We start from the raw sequence: 24,072 nt of genomic DNA, 5'->3' as shown, positions 1-24,072 counted from the left end.
AAGTTAAAATTATTTAATTAAGAAATTGAACTTATCCATATTCTTAAGGGCAATACCAGTTCCGCGAACAACAGCTCTTAACGGATCTTCAGCAACAAATACAGGAAGACCTGTTTTTTTGTGAATTCTATCCGCAAGACCTCTTAGTAACGCTCCTCCTCCAGCAAGATAAATACCTGTTTTGTAAATATCAGCAGCCAATTCCGGTGGAGTAAGAGAAAGGGTTTCCATTACAGCATCTTCAATTCTGATAATAGACTTGTCTAATGCACGTGCAATTTCCTTATATCCAACCATAATTTCTTTAGGTTTTCCTGTAATAAGGTCTCTACCCTGTACCGGGATATCTTCAATGTCTACATCAAGATCCTCTACTGCAGATCCTACTTCAATTTTAATTCTCTCAGCAGTTCTTTCTCCAATGTAAAGGTTATGGTGAGTTCTTAAGTAATATGCAATATCATTGGTAAATACGTCACCTGCAATCTTCACAGATTTATCACATACGATACCTCCTAAAGCTACTACTGCAATTTCTGTAGTACCTCCACCTATATCAATGATCATGTTCCCCTCAGGTTTTTGTACGTCGATCCCCACCCCAATTGCTGCTGCCATTGGCTCATAGATCAACCTTACTTCTTTTGCGTTTACTTTTTGAGCAGAATCTCTTACCGCTCTCTTTTCAACTTCAGTAATACCAGAAGGAATACAGATTACAATTCTTAATGCAGGCTGTATGAATTTACCCTTGATTCCAGGAATTTTTTTGATAAACTCCTTGATCATATGTTCAGAAGCGTGGAAATCAGCAATAACCCCATCCTTCAAAGGACGAATTGTTTTGATATCCTCATGAGTTTTACCCTGCATATGTTTAGCCTGTTCACCAACAGCAATGGGTTTACCCGTAGAACGTTCAATTGCTACAATTGACGGCTGATCTATAACAATCTTATTATTATGGATGATAAGGGTATTAGCTGTTCCCAGGTCTATCGCAATTTCTTGCGTAAACATATCAAATAAACTCATATATTTCTTCTGATTTTAAGTTTACAAAGATATAAATTTAACACTACTAAAGAAATTTCACACCAACATAATTTGGTTAAAATTTTATTAAAATTTATAATTCTTTATTAACTTTTACTTTAGATGTTTACAGACTTTGAGTTAAACTAAAATTAACAGGGGAAATTATGGGTGAAAAATGAGTAAAAAGCCGGTTTGAAAATCGCTAAATTTGCCCATTACAATAAATTCCGGATGGTCTCTATAGTTTTTTACGATAATTATCATATACACTATCAGAGGCTGGTTAATTAAAAAAAGCGTAAATTTGCGACTGCTTATGTTACAGTATTCCAACATCCATCAAACATCGAATTTTGCCGTGCTTTCCATAAGCTACGAAAAGGCCGATGTAGAAACGAGAGGAAAGTTTGCATTCTTTGATGAGAACATCAAAAACTTCGTTTCCCAGGTCCATCAGGAAGATCTTGGTGATGCTTTTGTGGTTTCTACATGTAACAGGACTGAGATTTATACCACTTCATCCAATTATCTTTTAGTGGCTGAAGAATACTGCAAAACAATTGGAGTACATCTTACGGATTTCCTTCAGTTTGCCAATATTCTTACAAAGGAAGAGGCTTTAATACACCTTTTCAGAGTTGCCGCCGGACTTGAGAGTCAGATTATTGGAGATTTTGAAATTATCGGTCAGATCAAAAAAGCGTATACCCGTTTTAAAAAAGAAAGACAGAATTCCAATCCTTATCTGGAAAGAGCAATCAATGCTGCTATTCAGATTTCGAAAAGAATAAAAAATGAAACAGGAATCTCCAACGGAGCGGCTTCTGTATCTTATGCTGCCGTTCACTATATTTTAAACAACCAAAAGAGGATCAATGAAAAAAACATTCTTCTTTTAGGGGTGGGTGAAATTGGGCAGAATACTGTTGAGAATTTAGTAAAACACGTTTACCAGCCTAAAATAAAAATAGCCAACCGAACTCAGGAAAAAGCTGAAAAGATTTCTGAGAAATATAATATTCCCCATGTTGATTATTCTGATGTGGACAAGGAATTAAAGGAAACGGATATTCTCATTGTGGCAACCGGAGCAAAGCATCCTATTATCAACCAGTCTCATTTTCCGAACGGAAAGGAAACATTGGTAATCGATCTTTCTATTCCGCATAACGTTGAAAAAAATGTGACTGAAAATAAAAATGTAACATTAATAGACGTTGATGAGCTTTCAAAACAAATCCAGGAAACTATTCAGCAACGGGAAAAAGAGATTCCAAAAGCAGAAAAGATTATCAAGGAGCTGATGAAAGACTTCATTGAATGGGAGAAAAAGAGAAAGCTGGCTCCCAATATTCATCATTTCAAAGCCGTTTTAAAGAATATGGAACGCAATGAGATGCATAATTTTTATAAAAAGAATAAATACATAAACATCACGGACATGGAACTTTCTGATAAAATGATCCAGAAAATTACCAACCGTTTTGCAAAATATATCATCGATAACCCTTTAAAAGCCGAAGAAATTAGTAAATTAATGCACGAAATATTAGTTGAACAACCAAACAACGAATTCAATGAAAAGCATTAGAATTGGAACCAGAAATTCCGCACTTGCACTTTGGCAGGCTAGAGAGGTTGCGAGGCACCTTCAGAACCTCAATTATTTAACAGAAATTGTTCCTATTGTCTCTTCAGGCGATAAGAATCTTAATCAACCACTATATTCTTTAGGAATTACAGGAGTTTTCACAAGAGATCTCGACATTGCCTTACTGAATGACGAAATTGATATTGCCGTACATTCTTTAAAAGATGTTCCTACCCAGTTACCTCAAAATATTGAGATGATTAGCTATCTGGAAAGGGATTATCCTCAGGACATCCTGATCAGAAAGGAATCTTCCAGAAACAAAGAATTCCATGAGCTTAAACTGGCTACAAGCAGCTTAAGAAGAAGAGCATTCTGGCTAAAGCATTATCCTGAGACTGAGTTTTCGGATATCCGTGGAAACATCCAGACGCGTCTTCAAAAACTTGAAGATGGAAATTTTGATGCTACCCTACTATCTCTGGCAGGGATCAAAAGAATGAAAATGGAAATTGATTATGAAATGCTTCCATTAATGATTCCAGCACCATCACAAGGTGTTATTGCTGTAGCCGGACATTCTGACAAACCTGAGATCAACGAAATATTAAAACAGATCAATCATGCACCCACTCAAATCTGTGTAGAAATTGAAAGAAATTTCTTAAGCACTTTGGAAGGAGGCTGTACTGCACCAATTGGTGCTTTTGCAGAAATCATCGGTGATCAGATCCGTTTCAAAGCTGCACTTTGTTCTCTGGATGGTAAAAACTGTATTGCTGTTGATGAAAATTTCGAATACAACACCACAGAAAATTTCGGAGAAAAGTATGCGAAAGTAGTTCTTGAAAACGGTGGAAAAGAATTGATGGCAGAAATCAAAAGCCAGATCTAAGATTATTTCAAAGTATAAATTGTAGATTTATATTTTACCTCCCCTCCTTTTTCAGTTTCAAACGTAAAGACATGAAAATCTTATTTACCAAAAATATAGACCAAGCGATTATATCCAAGAAATTAGGAGAGGATATCTCGGTTGATTGTATTGAGGTCATTAAGACACAGCCTCTAAAAGTCTCACCTTTTGATCTGAAAAATTATTCATTGATCTTCACCAGCGTCAATGGAGTATCTTCATTTTTCGAAAACGGCTTTAAACCAAACGAAGATTTTACTGCGAAAAATTACAATAAGATCTACTGTGTGGGTGAAAAAACAAAGAAAGAACTAAGAAAACATGGCTTCGGAACTTTTAAAGTACTTAGAAATGCAGAAGTCCTTTCCGGATTTATCATTGGAAAATGCCAGCACGAACAATTCCTTCACTTCTGTGGCAATCTTGCTATTAATGTTTTGGATAAGGATCTACCGCTTCAAAACATTAAGTATAAAAAGGTCACCGTATATAACACAGAGGAAATCAATCCTTTAATAACTGAAAAATATCATGCTGCAGTATTTTTTAGTCCGAGCGGAGTTCGTAGTTTTGCAAAGCAAAATTCTCTGGAGAATATGAATCTTTTTTCGATTGGAGAAACCACTTCCGGAGAACTGAGAAACTATACCCAGGGAAAGATCTTCACCTCTGAAAGTAATGATCTGGTATCAGTTTTGGATATGATAGTGAAATTTTATAAAAACAAACAAATATGAAAAATTTAGTAATTTTATTGACCGCGTTATTTATTACTTTTTCCTGTACACAGCAAAAAGCAAATCAAACCGCTAAAGTTCCCTACACTGAAGCAAAAAATTATTTTGTAAAAAACACTTACAAAACGAATGCTGTGACCTCCAAAAAAATCACCTCTCAACAGGAATTTGATGACATTTTCGGAATGGCAACAACTATGGGAAAGGATGGTAAGCCAACCAGCATTGATTTTTCTAAGAATTATGTCATTGCACTAATCGGAGTTGAAACCAATAAACCGACTGACTTTTTAATTAAAAATCTGGTTAGAGAGAAAGACGATATTATACTTTCTTACGCTATAAAAGAAGAGGGTACAGAAAACTCTTATACAATATTACCTACTAAAATACTTATTGTCAGCAAGCAATATGATGGCAATATCATTTCAAATAAACTATGATTAAAAACGACCTATATTTAAAAGCACTTCGCGGAGAAACCGTTGAAAGACCTCCTGTCTGGATGATGAGGCAGGCTGGAAGATATCTGCCGGAATTCATTGCTCTGAGAGACCAATATGATTTCTTTACAAGATGTCAGACCCCTGAACTTGCTGCTGAAATTACATTACAGCCTATCCGTCGATTTCCTTTGGATGCCGCGATCCTGTTTTCGGATATTCTGGTAGTTCCTCAGGCAATGGGAATTGATTTCAAGATGAAAGAATCTGTTGGACCATGGTTGGATACTCCGATCAGAACAATGGAACAGGTTCAGAATATTGAGACTCCGGATGTGAATGATACATTAGGTTATGTTTTTGATGCTATTGAACTTACCCTTCAGAAATTAGACAATGCAATTCCATTGATTGGTTTTGCGGGTTCTCCATGGACCATTCTTTGTTATTGTGTAGAAGGAAAAGGCAGTAAGGCATTTGATATTGCAAAATCATTCTGCTTCCAGCAGCCTGAAGCAGCTCATCTATTACTTCAGAAAATTACAGATACTACGATTGCTTATCTGAAAAGAAAAGTAGAAAAAGGAGTTTCTGCGGTACAGATATTTGATTCATGGGGAGGAATGCTTTCTCCTACTGATTATCAGGAATTCTCATGGCAATACATCAATCAGATCGTTGAGGCATTAAGTCCACTTACCCATGTGGTTGTATTTGGAAAGGGATGCTGGTTTGCACTGGAAGACATGACCATGTCTAAAGCTTCTGCTCTTGGTGTTGACTGGACTATTAAGCCGGAATTTGCAAGAACACTTACCAATCATACGATGACACTACAGGGGAACTTTGATCCTGCAAGGCTTCACTCAACTCCTGAAACCATCAAAAAAATGGTAACCGAGATGATCAACCGTTTTGGAAAAGACAGGTATATTGCTAATCTAGGACATGGAATTTTACCTAACGTTCCTGTAGAAAATGCAGAAGCATTCATCAGAGCGGTAGTAGACTGGAAACCTACGCTTTAATCCGGATTAATATCCGTATAGAATATAATAAAAGCCCTGTCATTTAGTGACAGGGCTTTTTATGTATATCGTATTGATTCATTTAACTCAACATTCGTTGTGCTTTCTTTACTCCTTCTACCAAAATATCAATTTCTTCAAAAGTATTATACACAGCGAAACTGGCTCTTACAGTTCCTGCAATATTAAAGAAGTTCATAATAGGCTGTGTACAATGGTGTCCTGTTCTTACAGCAATTCCCATTTTATCCAGGATCATTCCCACATCGGAAGAAATCCCTACTCCTTCCAGGTTAAAAGAAACAACACCTGTTCTCTTAGCCTTTTCACCATAAATTTTAATGCCTCCAATTTCTAAAAGCTGTCTCTGAGCATATTCCAATAATGCATTTTCATGATTCTGAATGTTTTCATGCCCTACTTTGTTCATAAAATCCACCGCAGCTCCTAAAGCAATATTTCCTCCTACATTTGGCGTTCCTGCCTCGTATTTAAACGGAAGACCTGCATAGGTAGTTCCTTCAAAAGAACAAGTAGCAATCATCTCTCCTCCTCCATGAAATGGCGGCAAAGCTTCCAATATTTCACGTTTTCCGTATAAAACACCTGTTCCCATCGGAGCATACATTTTGTGGCCGGAAAACACAAAGAAATCGCAATCCATTTTCTGAACATCTATATTGAAGTGGGGAGCAGACTGAGCCCCGTCAATAACAACATAGGCATCCGTATTTTTTCTCGTTTTTGATATGATTTCTTCAATAGGATTGACAATTCCCAACGCATTGGAAACCTGGTTTACAGAAACCACTTTAGTTTTTTCACTTAGGAATTGATCAAATTGATCCATCTGAAGAATCCCGTTTTCATCAATCGGAATAACACGAAGTTTTGCTCCGGTTCTTTCACAAAGCATTTGCCAAGGAACAATATTGGAATGGTGCTCCAGATAGGAAATAATAATCTCATCATCTTTTTTTAATTTTTGAGTTAAAATATAAGCGATGAGGTTTAACCCTTCTGTAGTTCCTTTTGTGAAAATAACTTCAAAATCATGTTCAGCATTAATGAATTTCTGAATCTTTCTTCTTGAAAGCTCCATTTCTTCTGTAGCTAGCTGGCTTAATGTGTGAATTCCTCTGTGAACATTAGCATTAAGTTCTGTATAATATGCATGACAGACTTCCAACACCGAATTTGGTTTTTGAGATGTAGCTGCATTATCCAAATAAACCAATGGTTTACCGTTCACTTCCCTGCCCAATATAGAAAACTGGTCTCTTATTTCCTGAATGTCAAACATTTATTTACATTTTAAATTAAAACGTCCTTATTTAGAACACTTCAAATTTACGGCTTTTTTTCCGAAAGGATACATTGGATTGAAGCCTGATTCTTGTCAGTTAATAGAAATATTCAATGGATAAGATTGAAACCGGAACTAGCAGCCAGATTCATTGACCTATTGTCTTTCCTGAATCCTTACCCCAAATAAAAAACCTGCCAAATACATTGACAGGTTCTTATATTGTTTAAATAAGCAATTCTTATTCTGCAGATTTCTCTTCTGTTGTTGGAACATCAGGAGATTGAGTAGCCACTTCTGCAGCTTCTTCTTCATCTTCATCATCTTCTGCTGCTGCACCTCCTTTCATTGCATTTCTAGACATCTTAACAGCTACTACAACTGCATTGTCCGGGTGCATGAAAGTATATCCTTCAGCTTTGATACCTCCGATGTAAAGTTTGTTACCAATTCTTAATGGAGTAACATCTACAACTACTTCGTCTGGCAAGTTAGCAGGAATAGCTTTTACTTTCAATTTTCTGAAAGACTGACGTAAAACACCACCAGCAACAACACCTTTTGAACGTCCAGTAATTCTTACAGGAACCTCCATAACAACTGGCTTATCGTCAGCTAATTGATAGAAGTCTGCGTGAAGAATTTTGTCTGTAATTGGGTGAAACTGAATATCTTGAAGAACTGCTGGAATTGTTTGACCATCAACTTCAATAGATACCGTGTGTGCTTCAGGAGTGTATACTAATCCTTTGAAAGCTCTCTCTTCAGCAGAGAAGTTCAAAGGTGCACCACCTCCATAAACAACACAAGGAACTAATTCAGCATCACGTAAAGCTTTTGTAGACTTTTTGCCCACGCTTTCTCTTTTTGTACCTTGAATTGTAATAGATTTCATTTATAAAAAATTTAAAAAATTATTTTAGTTTTAATTTGTAATTTGCTAAAAATCAATTAAATAACAAATTTGCTGCTAATTGATCTATGCTCATGAACCATCGTCATAACGTCTGCAAATAACGGGGCGCAAGATAGCACTTTTATTTTAGTTGACAAATTATTTTTAACAGGAATTGAGTCAGTTACAATAACTTCCATTATTTTAGAATTCTCAATATTCTCGTAAGCCTTACCTGAAAGCACTCCGTGAGTAGCCATCGCTCTTACCGTTTTTGCTCCTTTTTCAATCAAGATGTCTGCAGCTTTACAAAGCGTTCCCGCAGTATCAATCATATCATCAATAAGGATTACGTTTTTACCGGTCACATCTCCGATAAGGAACATTTCTTCAATAACGTTTGCTTTCTTTCTTTCCTTATAAGCGATTACTACTTCTGCCCCTAGGTGACCCGCGTAGTTTTTAGCTCTTTTCGCACCTCCCATATCCGGAGAAGCGATGGTAAGATTATCAAGATTTAAAGACCTGATATAATCTACGAAAATAGTAGAAGCATAAAGGTGATCCACCGGAATCTCGAAGAATCCCTGAATCTGATCTGCGTGAAGATCCATTGTCATCACTCTTGTTGCTCCTGCTGCAGTAAGAAGGTTAGCAACTAACTTAGCACCGATCGGCGCTCTTGGTTTGTCTTTTCTGTCCTGTCTCGCAAGTCCGAAATAAGGAATTACAACAGTAATGCTCTTTGCAGAAGCTCTTTTTGCTGCATCAATCATCAGGAGAAGTTCCAAAAGATTGTCTGCAGGTGGAAACGTAGATCCTATTAAGAAAACTCTTCCTCCTCTTACAGATTCGTCTAAAACAGGCTCAAATTCCCCGTCGCTAAACTCCTGAAAGTTGATTTTCCCTAATTCTTTCCCATAATGCTGGGCAATTTTCTCTGCCAAGTCCCTGCTGGTTCTTGTACAAAATAGATAACTTAACTGATCGGCCATTTTTACTTTTTAAAAGATTTTGCAAATTTAAAAAAAAACCACAAGAATTACTCCTGTGGTCTCTAAGTTTTTATTTTATCAATTATTATGGGAATTTAACACCAGAATATTTGTTTGGATCTACCTGTGGTAATGTAGATCTGTATTTTGCATTTATAGATTTAATAAACTCGTTGGCAATGACACCATATCCTCGTCCTGTAAGGTGAACACCATCAAGAGAGAAAGCCCCTCCTGTCACAAACTTCGCTGTATATTTCACTCCGTCAAATGAAATTCCCGATTGACCGTTCAATTCAGTCATTTTAGCATTTGCATCTACAAAAGCCAATCCATAAGAGTCAGCCAGTGATTTAATCGAAGCATTATAAGCATCTGTTGCCGTTTTTACATAACCAGCCTCTGTTTTTGTCAATACATGTTGGTTCTGTAAAGGATAAGAAATTCCATACACATTTACCGGAGCTGGCACACCAGGTGCGGTAGTATTAATCACAGAACTTGTAGTAAGCAGGATATAATCATTTGGAGTAGCTTGTCTTGCCTGTCCAAAGATTTGTCCGAAAGCACCAGCCATCACCGGTCCTAAAGAAGGAGTTAAAGCTGCTGTAAGCTGAGCTGATAAATCCGCAAGGGCTACATCTTTAATTAAAACAGGATTGGAAGCAGTAGTAGAAAGAAGATTAATTCTATCTCCCGCACCAAAAGCCGTAAGCGCTTGCTTTAAAGGACCATATAAACTCGCATTAAGAGTTGCCAGGTTAGCCCCTAAAGCAGCCGGTGTCAAAGGATTGTAAGGAACTGTCGTAAAGAAAGGCACAGTAGTAACATAAGGAATGTTTGCAATAACCCCCTTAGTGGTCCCTACACTTTTAAGACCGTCCAAAACTCCTTTAATAGAACCCGCCACTACTGCCGGATCAGAAATATCATTTGATCTGTATGTAGCCGGGTTAGTATTTCCTGTCTGAACTGTAGCAGTAGTATATGTTGTAACTCCACCTGCAGTCTGAGAGTTTGTTCCTCCATTGGTAGCATAGGATAACACATCATTATTTCCTATCCAAAGAGAGAAGAATGTTGCTTTCTGAGCCATAGCATCAGCCAAAACACTTGTTGTGGCAGAAGAAGCAAATCTTACAAAATAAGGGTTAGCAGTTCCAAGTGGAAGACCCGCCTGGCTACCATATCCAGGTGCAACCAGATGGAATGACTTCGCACCCGGCACCCCCATATTATTATAAGAACTGCCAGCAGGCAAAAGATCCAATGCCGCTGCCGGAGCACTTGGTACCGGAGCCGGGGATCCATTAACAATCTGAAGGTTTAATTTCCCAGGAAAACCAGGAAGGTTGTTAAATCCTCCTACATCATTAGGCATTAGAGGCTGTTTGAAATCTCCTCCACCCGCAAGTCTCATCTGTCCGGCAATCATACTCGGATAGGACTCATTCTGCCCACTACTGTATAAAGCACCGTCACGATATCCGGAAGTAAGAGAGTTTCCTAAAGAAATATATTTTGAAAAATCTGCGTCTCCTTTCGTTACAGGAATATCTTTCACATCTGCATCGAAATCTGTATTACAGCTCGTTACAGTGAAAAGAAGTGCAGAGACAGCAATTGTTGATATTATAATTTTTTTCATAGTCATTTAATTAAAAAGGATTATAAGATAAGCCTAGACCGAAGTAGAACGCTTTAGCTTTCGCCTGTCCGTAAAGCCCAAGAGCAGAGTTATTTACATCCCTAGCCTGAGGCATTGCATATCCTCCAGCAATATCAATCCCAAATTCTTTCAATTTGAATCCAACCCCACCAGTCACTACATAAGTATTAAATGAAGGCGTTTCAGGAATAAAGTTTTCATTGGAATAAGGAGATTCATCATAATAAGCCCCCAAACGTCCGTAAATCATATTCGTGAATGCATATTGAGTACCTAATCTGAATGTCTTGGAGTTTCTGAAATTCTTAGGATTTACAAGAACTGTCGGATCTGATGGATTGTTTGTTGCAAGAGGTGCATTGTCGAAATCCAATACCAGTTTACTATATCTTTCCCATCCATGGTAGTTAAAGTCTGCAGAAACCTGCCATTTCGGAGTAACCTTATAAGTTAAACCAATGGTATATTCTTCAACCAATGGAAGAGTTGCTGAAAATCCGTCTTGTCCTGCTCCATTTAATTTTAACAGCGAGTAAGGAGATTGTGTAGGGAACTTGAATGTAGCTGTTCCGTTTTTAGCCTTCATGTCTATTGCTGAACGGTATGCAATACTTACATCCAACTTAGGGTCAGGTCTGAAATAGAAACCGAATCCATATCCGTGTCCACTGGCTTTTTCATCATTGATGTTAACCTGTCCATTAAATTGTGTTACAGCTTTATCCCAGTCTACCTTTCCTCTTGCATAAATATAACTAGCACCAAAAGACAACCAAGGAGCCAGCTTCACAGAAACCATAGGCTGAAAATAAAAACTCTTCAGTTCCATTTTCTGTACCAATTCTTTTCCTTCCCAATTTTCCGGCCATTGAACAGTACTTCCAAAAGGTGTGGAAAAACTGAAACCTACGGATAGATTTTCTATGGGTCTATAAGTAATCGCTGCGTAGATAGGTGTTCCCAGAGGATTATCTGTTTCTGTGCTTTGTAAAGTATTTAAGTTTTGAAAAGTAACTTTATTACTTGCACCAAACCCTCCAGCCACTACACTCAGTTTGGAAGGGATAAATGACATACCCGCCGGGTTAAAGAATGTCACACTCGCGTCTTCGGCATGAGCACTAGTATGCGCCATTGCCAACTGTTTCACCCCCTGCAAAGAAACTCTGAAGCCCCCTGCGTAAGATAAAACCCCCGCCAATAAAGCAGTTGATACTAATATTTTTTTCATAGACTATTATTATATAACCCAAATATAAAGTTATTTTGAATACGTCTGTTAATATTTCCCAATATTTTAAACAATATACCTAAAGAAAATTATGTTTAAAATAACACTTTGAATAAAATAAACTATAAAATCATTGTTTTTAAACACTTAAGAGCATATAAAAACACATTCATTTATTTTGTTTAACATTAAACAACAAGGTTATTGAATATTTAAATATTTTAGAATTGCATAAAGATAAAAATACATAAATTTGCAAGATTATAAATAATAGTAATATGAGTTGTGGATGCAAAACATCCGGCGATTCTGCACATTCTTGCGGTCCCAAGAAGACTGCGAGTGGTTGTGAAAATGTAAATACCTGCGGGAATAGTTATAAATTAAGTGTTTTTGACTGGCTTTCTAACATCAACAATCCAGCACCTAACAGGTGTGATTTTGTAGAAGTTAGGTTTAAAAATGACAGGAAATCTTTTTATAAAAATGTAAATAATATCCCTTTACATATTGGTAGCGTAGTTACAGTAGAATCAAGCCCGGGACACGATGTAGGTGTTGTAAGCCTTACCGGAGAATTAGTGAAAATTCAGATGAAAAAGAAAAAATCATCTGAAGAATCAGCACTAAAAATATACAGACAAGCCAACCAAAAAGATCTTGAGGTATGGCAGGAAGCAAGAAAAAAAGAAGATGCAGTAAAACTTGAAGCAAGAAAAATTGCCCACAGATTAGGACTTGAAATGAAAGTCACGGATGTGGAATATCAAGGTGATTCTTCAAAAATTACATTTTATTATACCGCTGATACCCGAGTGGATTTCAGACAGTTGATAAAAGAATACGCCGGCTCTTTCAGAACAAAGATCGACATGAAACAGATCGGTTTCAGACAGGAAGCGGCAAAAGTAGGAGGTATAGGTTCTTGTGGGCGTGAGCTTTGCTGTTCAACCTGGCTAACCGACTTCAGATCTGTAAACACCAATGTAGCAAGATATCAGCAGCTGAGTATCAACCCTCAAAAGCTAGCTGGACAATGCGGAAAGCTTAAATGCTGCCTGAACTACGAACTGGACAGTTATCTGGATGCATTAAGCAATTTCCCATCTTCTTCAACCGTTTTGGAAACAGAAAAAGGAAGAGCATTCTGTATTAAAATAGATGTCTTCAAAAAGAAAATGTGGTTTGCCTATGTAGACAGTTCTATTGCCTGGTATGATTTTGATATTGATCTTGTAAAAAAATTAATTTCAAAGAACAAAAGAGGCGAAAGAACGCTTCCTCTGGAAGATTTAAAACAACCTGACTCTCCTCTTCAAAGCATTGACCTTATTCAGGAAAACAATGTAGACCGTTTCGAAAAGAAAAACAGAGGAAACAGAAACAGAAATAACCAGAATAAGCCAAACAACCCTCAGCAGGGACAAGGACAAGGACAGAAGAGAAACAGACCGGAAAGACAGGACAGACCGGAAAGATCTGAAAAGCCTGAAAATCCAAATGCTCAATCTGGAAATCAGCAGCCTAAACAACAAAAGCCTAATCCACAACAAAAACGTCCTGTGGAAAAGACAGAAAATAGCGCTGACTCTGAGAATAAGCCACAAACCAACCCTAATAAGAAGAAATTTAAAAAGAAATATCCTCCAAAAAAAGATAAAGATGCGTAACATTTTAGGATTATTTTCCCTTATCCTTTTCTTTAGCTGTACTTCTTCTTCAGGAGAAGATGTCATGATGAATTCCGTTGATAACAAATGGAATAAGAAAAGTGAGCAAAAATTTAATCTTGAAATTTCAGATCCGCAGAATCCTAAAAATATTATATTTGTTGTAAGGAATAATAACGATTATCCTTACAGCAATATAAGGTTCATTGTCAATTTCACCAATCTCCAGAACAAAAAAAAGGAAACCGACACCTTGAATTATGTTTTGGCAAAACCCAATGGGGAATGGCTTGGTACAGGCTTTGGTGATACAAAGGAAACGTTGTTTCAGTATAAATTGAATTATAAATTTCCAGGAAAAGGAAAATATGAAATCGGGCTGACTCAGGCTATGAGGAACGACAACCTTCCGGGAATTGAAGATATTGGGGTAAAATTAGAAACGGCTAAACCGTAATCATAAATGGAAGAAAACAGAAAAAATACAGGAAATAAAGGGAAAACTTTCCCTCTGCCTCCCAAGCAAAAGAAAAATACCTCTTGGAAAAAATGGGTTTCATTTATTTGGATTGGGCTCATTGCAGTAGTATTAGGAATTTCAGGCCTTTTCTTCGCTGTTTCTCAAGGTTTCCTTGGAGAAATGCCGGATGTAAAAGAACTTGAAAATCCGGATATCTTTGTCGCTTCTGAAATCATCTCTTCAGATGGCGTTACTCTGGGTAAGTTTGAAAAAGAAAAAACGCAGCCTATTGTTTACAAAGATCTTCCTCCCTATCTTATTTATGCATTACAAGCTAAAGAAGATGAACGTTTTAAAGAACATTCAGGAATTGACCTATACTCTATTGCCAGAGCCGTTGCATACGGAGGGGGACGAGGAGGAGGTTCTACCATTACCCAACAGCTGGCAAAGCTCCTTTTCACGGGAACAGCTTCTCAAAACAAAGTAGAAAGAGCTTTCCAAAAGCTTAAAGAATGGGTAGTGGCAGTAAGTCTTGAAAAGAGATATACAAAGGAAGAAATCATCACCCTTTATTTCAACAAATTCGATTTCCTTTTCAATGCAAACGGTGTTGAAATGGCTTCCAGGGTCTATTTTAATAAAAAAACCTCGGAGCTTACACTGCCTGAAGCGGCAACTTTTGTAGCCATGCTTGAAAACCCAAGAAAAAACAATCCTTACCGATACCCTGAAAAGGCAAAGGAAAGAAGGAATGTTGTATTGGATCAAATGCAGAAAACCGGATATATTGATGCTGCTACGTATGAAAAAGCAATCAATACTCCTGTGGAAGTAGACTTCCACCCTATTAAAAGCATCACTGACGGATATTCCGCGTATTATAAGTTTTACCTGAGAAAGGAAATTGACAAATACCTGGCAGGATATGAAAAAGAAACCGGCAAAAAACTAAACCTCTATAAAGACGGTTTAAAAATATATGTTACTCTTGATTCTAAAATGCAGAAGTATGCCGAAGAATCAATCAAAGAACACTTAACAGATCTTCAAAAGAGATTTGACGCTGAACAAAGAGGCAGAAAAAACAGACCATTCTACTATCTTACAGATAAACAGATCAGCCAGGTAATGCTTCAGGCCATGAAAAGAACCGGCCGATATAAGCTGTTAAAAGCTGATGGTATGCCTGAAGATTCTATTATGATGGAGTTTAAAAAACCTATCAAAACATCCCGATTTACATGGAGTGGAGAGGAAGAAGTGGAAATGTCACCTTGGGATTCTATCAGATACCACAAGCAGATTGCACAGGCTGGACTAATGTCTATGGTTCCCGGAACCGGAGAAATCAAAGCCTGGGTAGGAGGTATCGATTGGCAGCACTTCCAATATGACCACATCAAACAAGGTAAGAGACAGGTAGGATCTACCTTCAAGCCTTTCGTATATGCTACAGCGATCATGAAACTTGGAATGACCCCTTGTTCAACAGTTTCCAACGGAACTTATGATCACAATGGATGGCATGTACCGGGAAGAGGAGGAATGCTTACTTTAAAAGACGGTTTAGCACACTCTCAAAACCCGATTGCAGCAAGACTTATTGAGATGACGGGCGTAGACGCAGTAATCCAGACCGCTAGAGATCTTGGAGTAACGGAAGACATCCCAAGAAACAATACAATTGCCCTTGGTTCATCAGATATTACCATCTATGAAATGCTAGGTGCTTACAGTACTTTTGCCAATTATGGAAATCACAACAAACCGGAAATGATCTGGAGAATTGAAGATGCCAACGGAAGAGTAATCAAAGAAGTAAATGTTGAGCCAAAAGAAGTCATGAACCCATTATACGCTTACACCATGATTGAATTGATGAAAGGTGTTGCACAGTACGGAACAGCTTCAGGAGAACTGGGAAGAAGAGGGATTTCAAAAGGTGTAGAGATTGCAGCCAAAACAGGTACCACACAGAACAACTCTGATGGATGGTTTATGGGGATTACTCCTAAGCTAGCAACCGGAGCATGGGTTGGATGGGAGGACAGAGCAACTCACTTCTTTGGAACCGGTGAAGGACAGGGTGCTAGAATGGCATTACCAATTTGGGCTATCTATATGAAAAAGGTATGGGCAGATAAAACCCTGGGAGTATCACCGGATGATAAGTTCATTAAACCTTCAGACTGGAAAGACGGTTGCTCAAACCTTAAGGGCTTAAGCGGAGGTTATGGAGACGATGGAAGTCTTCAAACCATCGACGAAATTAAAAACCCTAGAGCAGCAGACCCTACCCCTAAGAAAACTACAGAAAAGAAAGAGGAAAACATCAATGAGAATCTTCACTCTAACGATGAGGTAGATTTTAATAAATAAATTCTCTTTTAGAAATACACAAGACCTTTCAATAATTTGAAAGGTCTTTTCTTTTATAATTAATACCTTTGAGGTATGAATATCGAACGTATCAGACAGCCTTTCATCAAGAAATTTCCAGGAGATTTTTCCGGTAACCTTATACAGAGAAATACTCCCAAGGTTTTATTTGCTACCATTAGCCCTGCAGGATTTGATCAGCCTAAATTAATAGCCTTCAACAAAACGCTTTCAGAAGAAATAGGACTAGGAGCTTTTGAAGAAAAAGATCTGGATTTTCTGGTTGGAAACAGACTTCCCGAAAACATTCAAACCTATGCCACAGCTTATGCCGGCCATCAGTTTGGAAACTGGGCAGGACAGCTTGGAGACGGAAGAGCGATTCTAGCCGGAGAAATTGAAAATAACTTAGGCAAAAAAACAGAACTGCAATGGAAAGGAGCTGGTGCAACCCCTTACTCGCGACATGCAGACGGAAGAGCCGTATTAAGATCTTCTGTACGGGAATATCTGATGAGTGAAGCAATGTATCATCTGGGAGTTCCTACTACAAGAGCCTTAAGTCTTGCTTTTACAGGAGAAGACGTGGTTCGTGATATGATGTATAACGGAAATCCTCAACTGGAAAAAGGAGCCGTGGTCATACGAACCGCTGAAAGCTTTCTCCGTTTTGGACATTTTGAGCTCATGTCTGCCCAAGGGGAATATAAAACCTTACAGGAACTGGTAGATTTTACCATTGAGAATTATTTTCCTGAAGTGACTTCGTCAGGCACACAGAGATATAAAGATTTTTTTGAAAACGTCTGTACAAGAACTGCCAATTTAGCCGTTGAATGGTTCAGAGTAGGCTTTGTGCACGGAGTAATGAATACAGACAATATGTCTATCTTAGGACTAACCATAGATTACGGACCTTATTCGATGATGGATGAATACGATTTGAATTTTACGCCCAATACAACGGATCTTCCGGGAAGAAGATATGCTTTTGGAAAACAAGGTCAGATTGCCCAATGGAATCTTTGGCAGCTTGCCAATGCTCTTCATCCTTTAATTAAAGATGAGAAATTTTTAGAAGATACCTTAAATCATTTTGGCACCCATTTCTGGGAAAGCCACGATACAATGCTTTGTGCAAAATTCGGTTTTGATGAATTGCTTAAAGATGATGAAGATTTTTTCACCAACTGGCAGGGTTTGATGCAGGAATTACAGATGGATTACACTTTATTTTTCAATTATCTAGAAAAATCAACTTCAACTGCTGATGTAAAAGACTTCTTTAACCGCGTTTCCTACAGTCTTGTAAATGATGAAAAACTGAAAAAACTGGAGGATTTTCTTAGTACATACAACTCAAGGCTAAGCCTAAACACTGTTTCAAGGGAACAATCTTTAGCTATAATGAAAAAAACAAACCCTAAATTCACATTAAGAAACTATCTTCTCTATGAATGTATTGAAGAGATCAGTATTGGGAAAACAAGCATGCTTGAAAAACTAACAGATGCACTAGAAAACCCTTATGAGGAAAGGCATCCGGAGTTTTCAGCCAAACGCCCAAACAGCTATGATGACATTACCGGATGTTCTACACTTTCCTGTAGTTCTTAGTGAAAAGCTAATATTTTTCTTTATTTGTTGAATATTCATTATGCTATTAAAATATTTTTCCTAATTTTAGAAAAAAATATTCTCATGAAAAGAACTCTATTATCTTTTGCATTATTAGCAAGCTTTTATAGCAGCGCGCAGACAGTACTGTCTGAAAGTTTTGAAGGAACCTTCCCCCCTACAGGATGGACAAGATCAGCAACTTTAGCCTCAAGACCATGGGGACCGTCTAATGTAGCTAGTACTTTCCCATCAAGTGGAGCAGCAGCAGTAACAACCTATTCCATTAATGGAACAACTTCTGCTGCAATAGACTATTCAGCATCAAACAATGTTGCCAACCTGATAAGCCCATCTTTCAGCTTGGTAGGAACAACAAATCCTGCATTAAAATTTAAAGTGGTAGTAGGATGGTCTTATATGATCGATTTAGACAACGGAAACCTCATTGCACAGATATCAACAAATGGTGGAACCACATGGACAACTCTTTGGGATGAAGATACAGAAGCAGGTTTCACAGATGATGGAGATGGAAACGAAGCTACAGATTTATACAACACTGTACAAGTTCAAAAAGATTTATCTGCTTATGCTGGACAGGCAAATGTTCAAATAAGATTCCAATACACAGCAACAGATGCTGATGCAGTTTCTTTAGATGACGTTCAGGTTCTTACCAGCGGTACATTAGCCACTCATGAAGCCGTTTCAAAAAAAGCATCTTTAGACATCTATCCTAATCCTACTAAAGGAGAAATCAATATCAAAACTGATAAAAAAATAAAAGCTACTTCGGTTTTTGATATGACAGGAAAATCATTACTACAGACAAATTCCGAAAATCCAAATATATCTTCATTCCCAAAAGGGACATACTTAGTAAAGGTGGTATTTACGGACGGAAGTACTTCTACAAGAAAAGTAGTAAAAAACTAAGCGATTTAAATTTATATAATCTTAGAAGCTCACCTAATATGGTGAGCTTTTTATTTCTACTTTTGCAAAAAATCTGACCCGTGTCTTTGATCAAAACAAAACTTATTCATTTTTTAAAGCTGGTATTTCCTTCCACTTATACAGAAGTGGCCGTTTTTTTATTTTTTATCACCTGCTATGGAATCCTCGGATCTTACATAGCCCTCAACTACAGAATAATATTTGACAGCAGAATTCCATGGGATGCGTACTTTAGTTTTGATAACAAATCCATCCTTATGACCGGAGGAAGCTTCGAGAGACACCCCCTGTCCTATTATTTTTTCAATTGGGTCAGAGAATTTTCACTTTTTATTTCAGGAGGTAAAATGGATGCTAATTTCAGGCTTACACTGGCATGGTTCAGCAACATCATCATCACATTGAATATTGTTCAGGTTTTTAAATACTTAAAAAATATTATCAGAATTCCTTTATCACTTAATGTACTCATCATCCTGTTTTTTGGTGTTTTTTCAACGAATATCATCCTGTCGTTCACTCCTGAAAACTTCACTTACACTCTATTCTTACTTAGCCTATACAACCACTATGCGGCCATCAAACTAAGAAAACAGGAAAAAACACCCACAGCAGCGTTATCACTGGCAGTCATTGGCATTGGAGGCCTTACTATAACCAATCTTGTCAAGGTTTTTATTCCGGTATTTTTTGAAAAAGGTCTTTTCAGGGATTGGAGAAAAGTAGGTAATGCAGTACTAAGGGGAGCTATCGCCATTATTTGCTACGCACTACTCTACCTGAACCGAATTGATTTTAAGTATCAGAATATCTTTTCAAAAACCAACCAACAGTATGAAAAATTCTCTAATGTAGAATCCATACCGACCTGGGATATGATCCTTTCTTTCTTTTTTGGCGGTAATATTTTATTCCCAAGTTTTATCATCTCTGATAAACACAATATGAAAGGCTTTTCCTTTAAAGCACTTTATATGGAGTCATATTCATCAATGTTTTCATATATTTTCGTAGGGATATTACTGGCACTGATAAGTTGGAGTTATTGTAAGAATTTTAAAAACAAATGGGTCCAGATTATTATGATCTCATTTTTTGTTGATATGATCATCCACTGTGTTATGAGATTCGGTCTTCACACCTCCTATATCTATGGAGGGCACTTTGTTTTTGTCTACCCACTGCTGATAGGATGGCTTTTCTATGCTTACAGATCATCACCCAGAATATCAGCATTTTTAACATTAACCGTTGCTCTGCTCTTTGTTTACCTACTAACCAACAACTGGTATAGAATGTCTGAGTTTTTCTGGTTTCTGGAAACCTATTACCAATAAAAAAGGCTGAGAATAGTTTCTCAGCCTTTTTAGTATTTGAAATCAAATCTCCCTTATTTTGCTTCTGCACAGAAAATTCTGTACTGTACGGCAACCGCAGATTTGAAATATTCTCTGATTCTTGAAAGGTCACCCGCAGCGCTTTGCTTTGTAAAGTAACTTCCAGCTAAAATTTTATAATTTGGTCTTAAAGAAGCATCCGTTTCCACCTTAAGATTGGGGAATCTTTTTCGGAAATAAGCCTTCACCTCATTAGCTTCCTCATTGCTTTTCACTGTTGTTATCTGAATTTTAAATCCTAAAATTCTAGGATTTTTTTTACAAATTTCAGCATTGGTAAGCTCTCGATTTGGAACATAAATTTTAGGTGGCTTCGTAATTCCTCCGGTAGAAATACCATTATCGGTATTATTAGAATCTTTAGTTGGAACATTGTTCGCAACTTTGGAACATTTACCTTCAATTCCTTCCAAGGCAGCATTAATTTTTGAATCCATTGTCATGACAAGCTCCGTTCCCGAAAGCGTGTCCTTTTTAACAACTTGCTGTGCTTCAATATTATAAAATCCTAATAATGATAATATTGAAAATATTTTGATCAGATTTCTCATTTAAACTTGTTTCCGCAAATTTATACAAATTAAAAAACTATACCAAACAGGTTATTTAGAATCAATACAAATTAACCTTAAATGACATTTTCCCCTTTTTATATGCCGTTAAATTAGTGTTAAAAATATTATTTTTGCGGGATTGATATGTTCAATAATTTTACTAACATAAGATAATTTAAATGATTAGTTGGAGAAAGCATTATAAAAAAACGTTGATCGCAATAGGCTTATTGCTATCAACCAGTGCTTCATTTTACGGGCAAGACGGCGATCCTAAAAACGGAGAGAAACTTTTCAAAGCGAATTGTACTGCATGCCACGCGCTGGACAAACAGGTTATTGGACCACCATTAAAAGGGGTTGTAGAACGTGTAAAGACAGAGGGCGGTGTAGACAAAGATTGGCTTCACAAGTGGATCAAAGACAACAAAGCTCTTAGAGCTTCTGGGGATAAATACGCCAATGAGATTTTTGAAAAGTATAATAAGACTGAGATGTTACAGTTTCCTAATCTTACAGAGAAGGATATTGATGACATTTTAGCTTTCACTACTAATCCTCCGGCTCCGGAAGAGAAAAAACCGGAAGCAACTTCTGCAACTGGCGCAGCCGCGGCAGCACCTGCAGACAAAACTACTACAAACATTGTCATCATTTCTCTTTTAGCGATTGCAGGTTTATTAGTTTGGATCTTGGTAAAACTAAGACAACTGGTAACACTGGGTCAGTCTGAAGAATTAGCGGGTCTTAATGAAACAAGAGTTCGTTCGTTCAAGGAAATGTATGAGAAGTTCCACTACGTAGGTAAGATAGCTTTAACTATTCTGGCTATTCTTGCAGCTTACGGAGTATGGAACTGGTTAATGTGGATCGGGGTGTACAAAGGGTACAAACCAGAACAACCTATCTACTTCTCTCACAAAATTCACGCTGGAGAACAGAAAATTGACTGTCAGTTATGTCACTCTAGTGCTAAATACGGGAAAGTATCTGAAATTCCTTCTATGAACGTTTGTATGAACTGTCACAGAACAATTTCTGAATACAACGCAGATCACTACATGGAGCCAGGAAAAGACAAGGCATTCTATGACGGAGAGATCCAGAAGATCTATGCTGCAACAGGTTGGGATCCTGCAAAACAACAGTACACAGGAAAAACACAGCCGGTTGAATGGACAAGAATCCACAACATGCCAGACTTTGTGTACTTCAACCACTCTCAACACGTAGTAGCTGGTGAGCAAGCAATCATCAATTCTTTCAACAAAAAGAATCCAGACAACAAAATTGATGTTGTATGTAAAGCTTGTCACGGAAAAATTGATACAATGAATGTTGTTCAAATGGCTAACGACTTTACTATGGGATGGTGTATTGAGTGCCACAGAACTACTGAAGTTGATATGAACAACGGTTATAATAAAGAGTACTTCAAGAATCTACATGACAAGTTGAAAAAACAATATCCTAAGGATGGAGGTAAAATCACTGTAGATGCTATTGGAGGTCTTGAGTGTGGTAAATGTCATTATTAATAACTAAAAAATTAGAAGTATAAATGGCTTCAAACAAAATACAATTCAGAAGTATTCATGAACTTAAAGATCCAGCTTTAAATAATAAGCTGGCTCAGAAAGAGTTTCAGGAAGAAATTCCGGTAGAAGATTTCCTTGGAGATGCTGAGAACAACGGATCAAGTACTTCAAGAAGAGATTTCCTAAAGCTTTTAGGATTCTCTACAGCAGCAGTTACATTAGCTGCCTGCGAAGCTCCGGTAATCAAAACAATTCCTTATGTGGTAAAGCCACATGATATTATTCCGGGAGTACCCAATTATTACGCTTCCACTTATTTTGATGGTTTCGACTTTGCCAGTGTTTTAGTAAAGACTCGTGAAGGTAGACCTATCAAAATTGATCCAAACCCAGCAGCTGGTGATTTAGGTAAAACTAACGCAAGAGCTCAGGCAAGTGTACTTTCTCTTTATGATAATGATAAAGTAAAGCAGCCTAAACTGGATGGTAAGGACGAAACTTTCGATAAAGTAGACAGCTTTGTTCTTAAAGGATTGGAAGATGCGAAAGCTGCAGGTAAAAAGATTGTGCTTTTGTCACACTCTTTTGCTTCACCAACTTTCAAAAAGCTATTTGCTGAATTCAAAGCAAAATATCCTACAGCAGAATTAGTAACCTATGATGCTTTCCCTTACTCTGCGTCTCTGGATGCAGCTCAGGAAGTATTCGGACAGAGAGCATTACCAGTATATGACCTTAAAGGTTCTGAATTGGTAGTTTCTTTCCAGGCTGATTTCTTAGGAGACTATAATGCTTCAAGCTTAGAAACTTCTTACGCAGCAGCAAGAAAACCAGGTCCAAACATGTTGAGACACATTCAGGTGGAATCCAACATGTCATTGACAGGTGCTAATGCTGACTCAAGATACAGATTAAAGCCAAGTGCTGTAAACAAAACTTTAGTTGAAGTTTACAATGCAATCGTAGGTGGTGGTACTTCTGATAAGACGGCTACTGAAATTGCTAACGAACTTAAAGCAAAAGGCAGCAAAGCTGTTGTTTTAGCTGACAGTTCCAAAGGAGCACAGGTTTTAGCACACTTAATCAACCAAAAATTAGGTTCAGTAGCTTTCACTGGTAAAGCGAACTTCCTGAAAGAATTTGATAAAGCAAGATATCAGGAATTCTTAGGATGGGTAAATGCAGGTCAGGTTGGCGTATTGATCGCAAACAATGTAGACCCTATCTACTCTCATCCAAAAGGAGAAGATTTCAAAAAATCTTTATCAAAAGTTGCTTGTGTAGTAGCTGTTGCTGATAAGAAAAATGAAATGTACAAAGCAGCAAAAGCTGTAATTCCTGTAGCTAACTGGCTAGAATCTTGGGGTGATATTGAACCTCAGACAGGCGTATATTCATTAATGCAGCCTACGATCCAGAAAATCTATAAATCAAGACAGATTGAAGAATCTTTATTGGTTTGGAAGAATGGAAAAAACAATGCTGCTAATAACTACTACGATTATTTAAAAGCTAGCTCAGCTTCTATCTTAGGTGCTACTTCTTTCAATAAGGCTTTATATAACGGTATCGTTACTTCTAACAATACAACAACACTATCTTATGCAGGTGGAAACGCTGCACAGGCGGTTGCTGAATTAGGAAA

Annotated in this window: 20 protein-coding genes; 13 read left to right on the top strand and 7 right to left on the bottom strand. The window is 37.4% G+C overall.

What is annotated here, in order from left to right:
* Positions 1 to 9: 9 nt before the first annotated feature.
* Entirely contained in the window at positions 10 to 1,035 is a 1,026-nt protein-coding gene (locus tag JML65_RS21110) for a rod shape-determining protein (protein WP_045491741.1), read from the bottom strand.
* A 319-nt stretch (positions 1,036 to 1,354) separates the two neighbouring features.
* Here JML65_RS21110 and hemA point away from each other — a divergent pair, with 319 nt between their 5' ends.
* The 5 genes from hemA to hemE all read left to right on the top strand — a co-directional run bounded on the left by hemA (position 1,355) and on the right by hemE (position 5,753).
* A complete protein-coding gene (hemA, locus tag JML65_RS21105) occupies positions 1,355 to 2,629 on the top strand; it encodes a glutamyl-tRNA reductase (RefSeq protein ID WP_202272027.1) in 1,275 nt (424 codons plus the stop codon).
* Positions 2,616 to 3,524: a hydroxymethylbilane synthase gene (gene hemC, locus JML65_RS21100; RefSeq protein ID WP_047484672.1), complete on the top strand. Its 909-nt coding sequence runs from the start codon at positions 2,616 to 2,618 to the stop codon at positions 3,522 to 3,524. Before hemA ends, hemC begins: the two co-directional genes overlap by 14 nt.
* A 71-nt stretch (positions 3,525 to 3,595) precedes the next feature.
* Positions 3,596 to 4,282, top strand: coding sequence for a uroporphyrinogen-III synthase (locus JML65_RS21095; RefSeq protein WP_084086408.1), 687 nt, complete (start codon positions 3,596 to 3,598; stop codon positions 4,280 to 4,282).
* Positions 4,279 to 4,725 (top strand): hypothetical protein, encoded by a 447-nt coding sequence (locus tag JML65_RS21090; protein ID WP_084086407.1) that lies wholly within the window; start codon positions 4,279 to 4,281, stop codon positions 4,723 to 4,725. The genes JML65_RS21095 and JML65_RS21090 overlap by 4 nt, the downstream gene beginning before the upstream one ends.
* Positions 4,722 to 5,753 (top strand): uroporphyrinogen decarboxylase, encoded by a 1,032-nt coding sequence (hemE, locus tag JML65_RS21085; RefSeq protein ID WP_047484666.1) that lies wholly within the window; start codon positions 4,722 to 4,724, stop codon positions 5,751 to 5,753. Before JML65_RS21090 ends, hemE begins: the two co-directional genes overlap by 4 nt.
* Positions 5,754 to 5,835: 82 nt before the next feature.
* On the opposite strand, the gene JML65_RS21080 is transcribed toward hemE, so the two are convergent.
* The 5 genes from JML65_RS21080 to JML65_RS21060 all read right to left on the bottom strand — a co-directional run bounded on the left by JML65_RS21080 (position 5,836) and on the right by JML65_RS21060 (position 11,849).
* A complete protein-coding gene (locus JML65_RS21080) occupies positions 5,836 to 7,056 on the bottom strand; it encodes a cysteine desulfurase (RefSeq protein WP_202272025.1) in 1,221 nt (406 codons plus the stop codon).
* Positions 7,057 to 7,300: 244 nt separating this feature from the next.
* Entirely contained in the window at positions 7,301 to 7,954 is a 654-nt protein-coding gene (locus JML65_RS21075) for a 50S ribosomal protein L25/general stress protein Ctc (protein ID WP_047484662.1), read from the bottom strand.
* A gap of 56 nt (positions 7,955 to 8,010) precedes the next feature.
* Positions 8,011 to 8,949, bottom strand: coding sequence for a ribose-phosphate pyrophosphokinase (locus JML65_RS21070; protein WP_047484660.1), 939 nt, complete (start codon positions 8,947 to 8,949; stop codon positions 8,011 to 8,013).
* Between the two features lie 85 nt (positions 8,950 to 9,034).
* Positions 9,035 to 10,597 carry a G-D-S-L family lipolytic protein gene (locus JML65_RS21065; RefSeq protein WP_084086405.1) on the bottom strand — a complete coding sequence of 521 codons (1,563 nt, stop codon included), beginning with the start codon at positions 10,595 to 10,597 and terminating at the stop codon, positions 9,035 to 9,037.
* Between the two features lie 10 nt (positions 10,598 to 10,607).
* Positions 10,608 to 11,849, bottom strand: coding sequence for an OmpP1/FadL family transporter (locus JML65_RS21060; RefSeq protein ID WP_202272023.1), 1,242 nt, complete (start codon positions 11,847 to 11,849; stop codon positions 10,608 to 10,610).
* A 278-nt stretch (positions 11,850 to 12,127) separates the two neighbouring features.
* Between JML65_RS21060 and JML65_RS21055 the strand changes: the two genes are divergently transcribed.
* From JML65_RS21055 to JML65_RS21030, 6 genes are all read left to right on the top strand, one after another.
* The gene (locus JML65_RS21055) at positions 12,128 to 13,519 is read left to right on the top strand and encodes a stage 0 sporulation family protein (protein WP_115916759.1); all 1,392 of its coding nucleotides are present in this window, start codon (positions 12,128 to 12,130) and stop codon (positions 13,517 to 13,519) included.
* On the top strand, positions 13,512 to 13,976 hold the full coding sequence (locus JML65_RS21050; RefSeq protein ID WP_084086403.1) for a gliding motility lipoprotein GldH: 465 nt from the start codon (positions 13,512 to 13,514) through the stop codon (positions 13,974 to 13,976). The genes JML65_RS21055 and JML65_RS21050 overlap by 8 nt, the downstream gene beginning before the upstream one ends.
* Before the next feature lie 6 nt (positions 13,977 to 13,982).
* Entirely contained in the window at positions 13,983 to 16,361 is a 2,379-nt protein-coding gene (locus tag JML65_RS21045) for a transglycosylase domain-containing protein (RefSeq protein WP_047484651.1), read from the top strand.
* Between the two features lie 75 nt (positions 16,362 to 16,436).
* On the top strand, positions 16,437 to 17,978 hold the full coding sequence (locus JML65_RS21040) for a protein adenylyltransferase SelO (protein WP_202272021.1): 1,542 nt from the start codon (positions 16,437 to 16,439) through the stop codon (positions 17,976 to 17,978).
* An 84-nt stretch (positions 17,979 to 18,062) separates the two neighbouring features.
* Entirely contained in the window at positions 18,063 to 18,917 is an 855-nt protein-coding gene (locus JML65_RS21035; RefSeq protein ID WP_115916763.1) for a T9SS type A sorting domain-containing protein, read from the top strand.
* A gap of 86 nt (positions 18,918 to 19,003) precedes the next feature.
* Entirely contained in the window at positions 19,004 to 20,275 is a 1,272-nt protein-coding gene (locus tag JML65_RS21030) for a DUF6080 domain-containing protein (protein WP_237390959.1), read from the top strand.
* 53 nt (positions 20,276 to 20,328) lie between these two features.
* Here the strand turns inward: JML65_RS21030 and JML65_RS21025 are convergent, their stop codons facing one another.
* Positions 20,329 to 20,886, bottom strand: coding sequence for an SPOR domain-containing protein (locus JML65_RS21025; RefSeq protein ID WP_115916765.1), 558 nt, complete (start codon positions 20,884 to 20,886; stop codon positions 20,329 to 20,331).
* Between the two features lie 182 nt (positions 20,887 to 21,068).
* Here JML65_RS21025 and JML65_RS21020 point away from each other — a divergent pair, with 182 nt between their 5' ends.
* Positions 21,069 to 22,427 (top strand): c-type cytochrome, encoded by a 1,359-nt coding sequence (locus JML65_RS21020; RefSeq protein WP_202272019.1) that lies wholly within the window; start codon positions 21,069 to 21,071, stop codon positions 22,425 to 22,427.
* 23 nt (positions 22,428 to 22,450) lie between these two features.
* Positions 22,451 to 24,072: TAT-variant-translocated molybdopterin oxidoreductase (locus JML65_RS21015; protein ID WP_202272017.1), on the top strand; the 1,622-nt coding region annotated here is incomplete at its 3' end.

The sequence above is a fragment of the Chryseobacterium sp. KMC2 genome (genome assembly GCF_016756935.1).
GTDB classification, from domain to species: Bacteria; Bacteroidota; Bacteroidia; order Flavobacteriales; family Weeksellaceae; genus Chryseobacterium; species Chryseobacterium rhizosphaerae.
The sequence above is the reverse complement of the archived record's forward strand: the minus strand, read 5'-3'. Positions and strand labels throughout refer to the sequence as shown.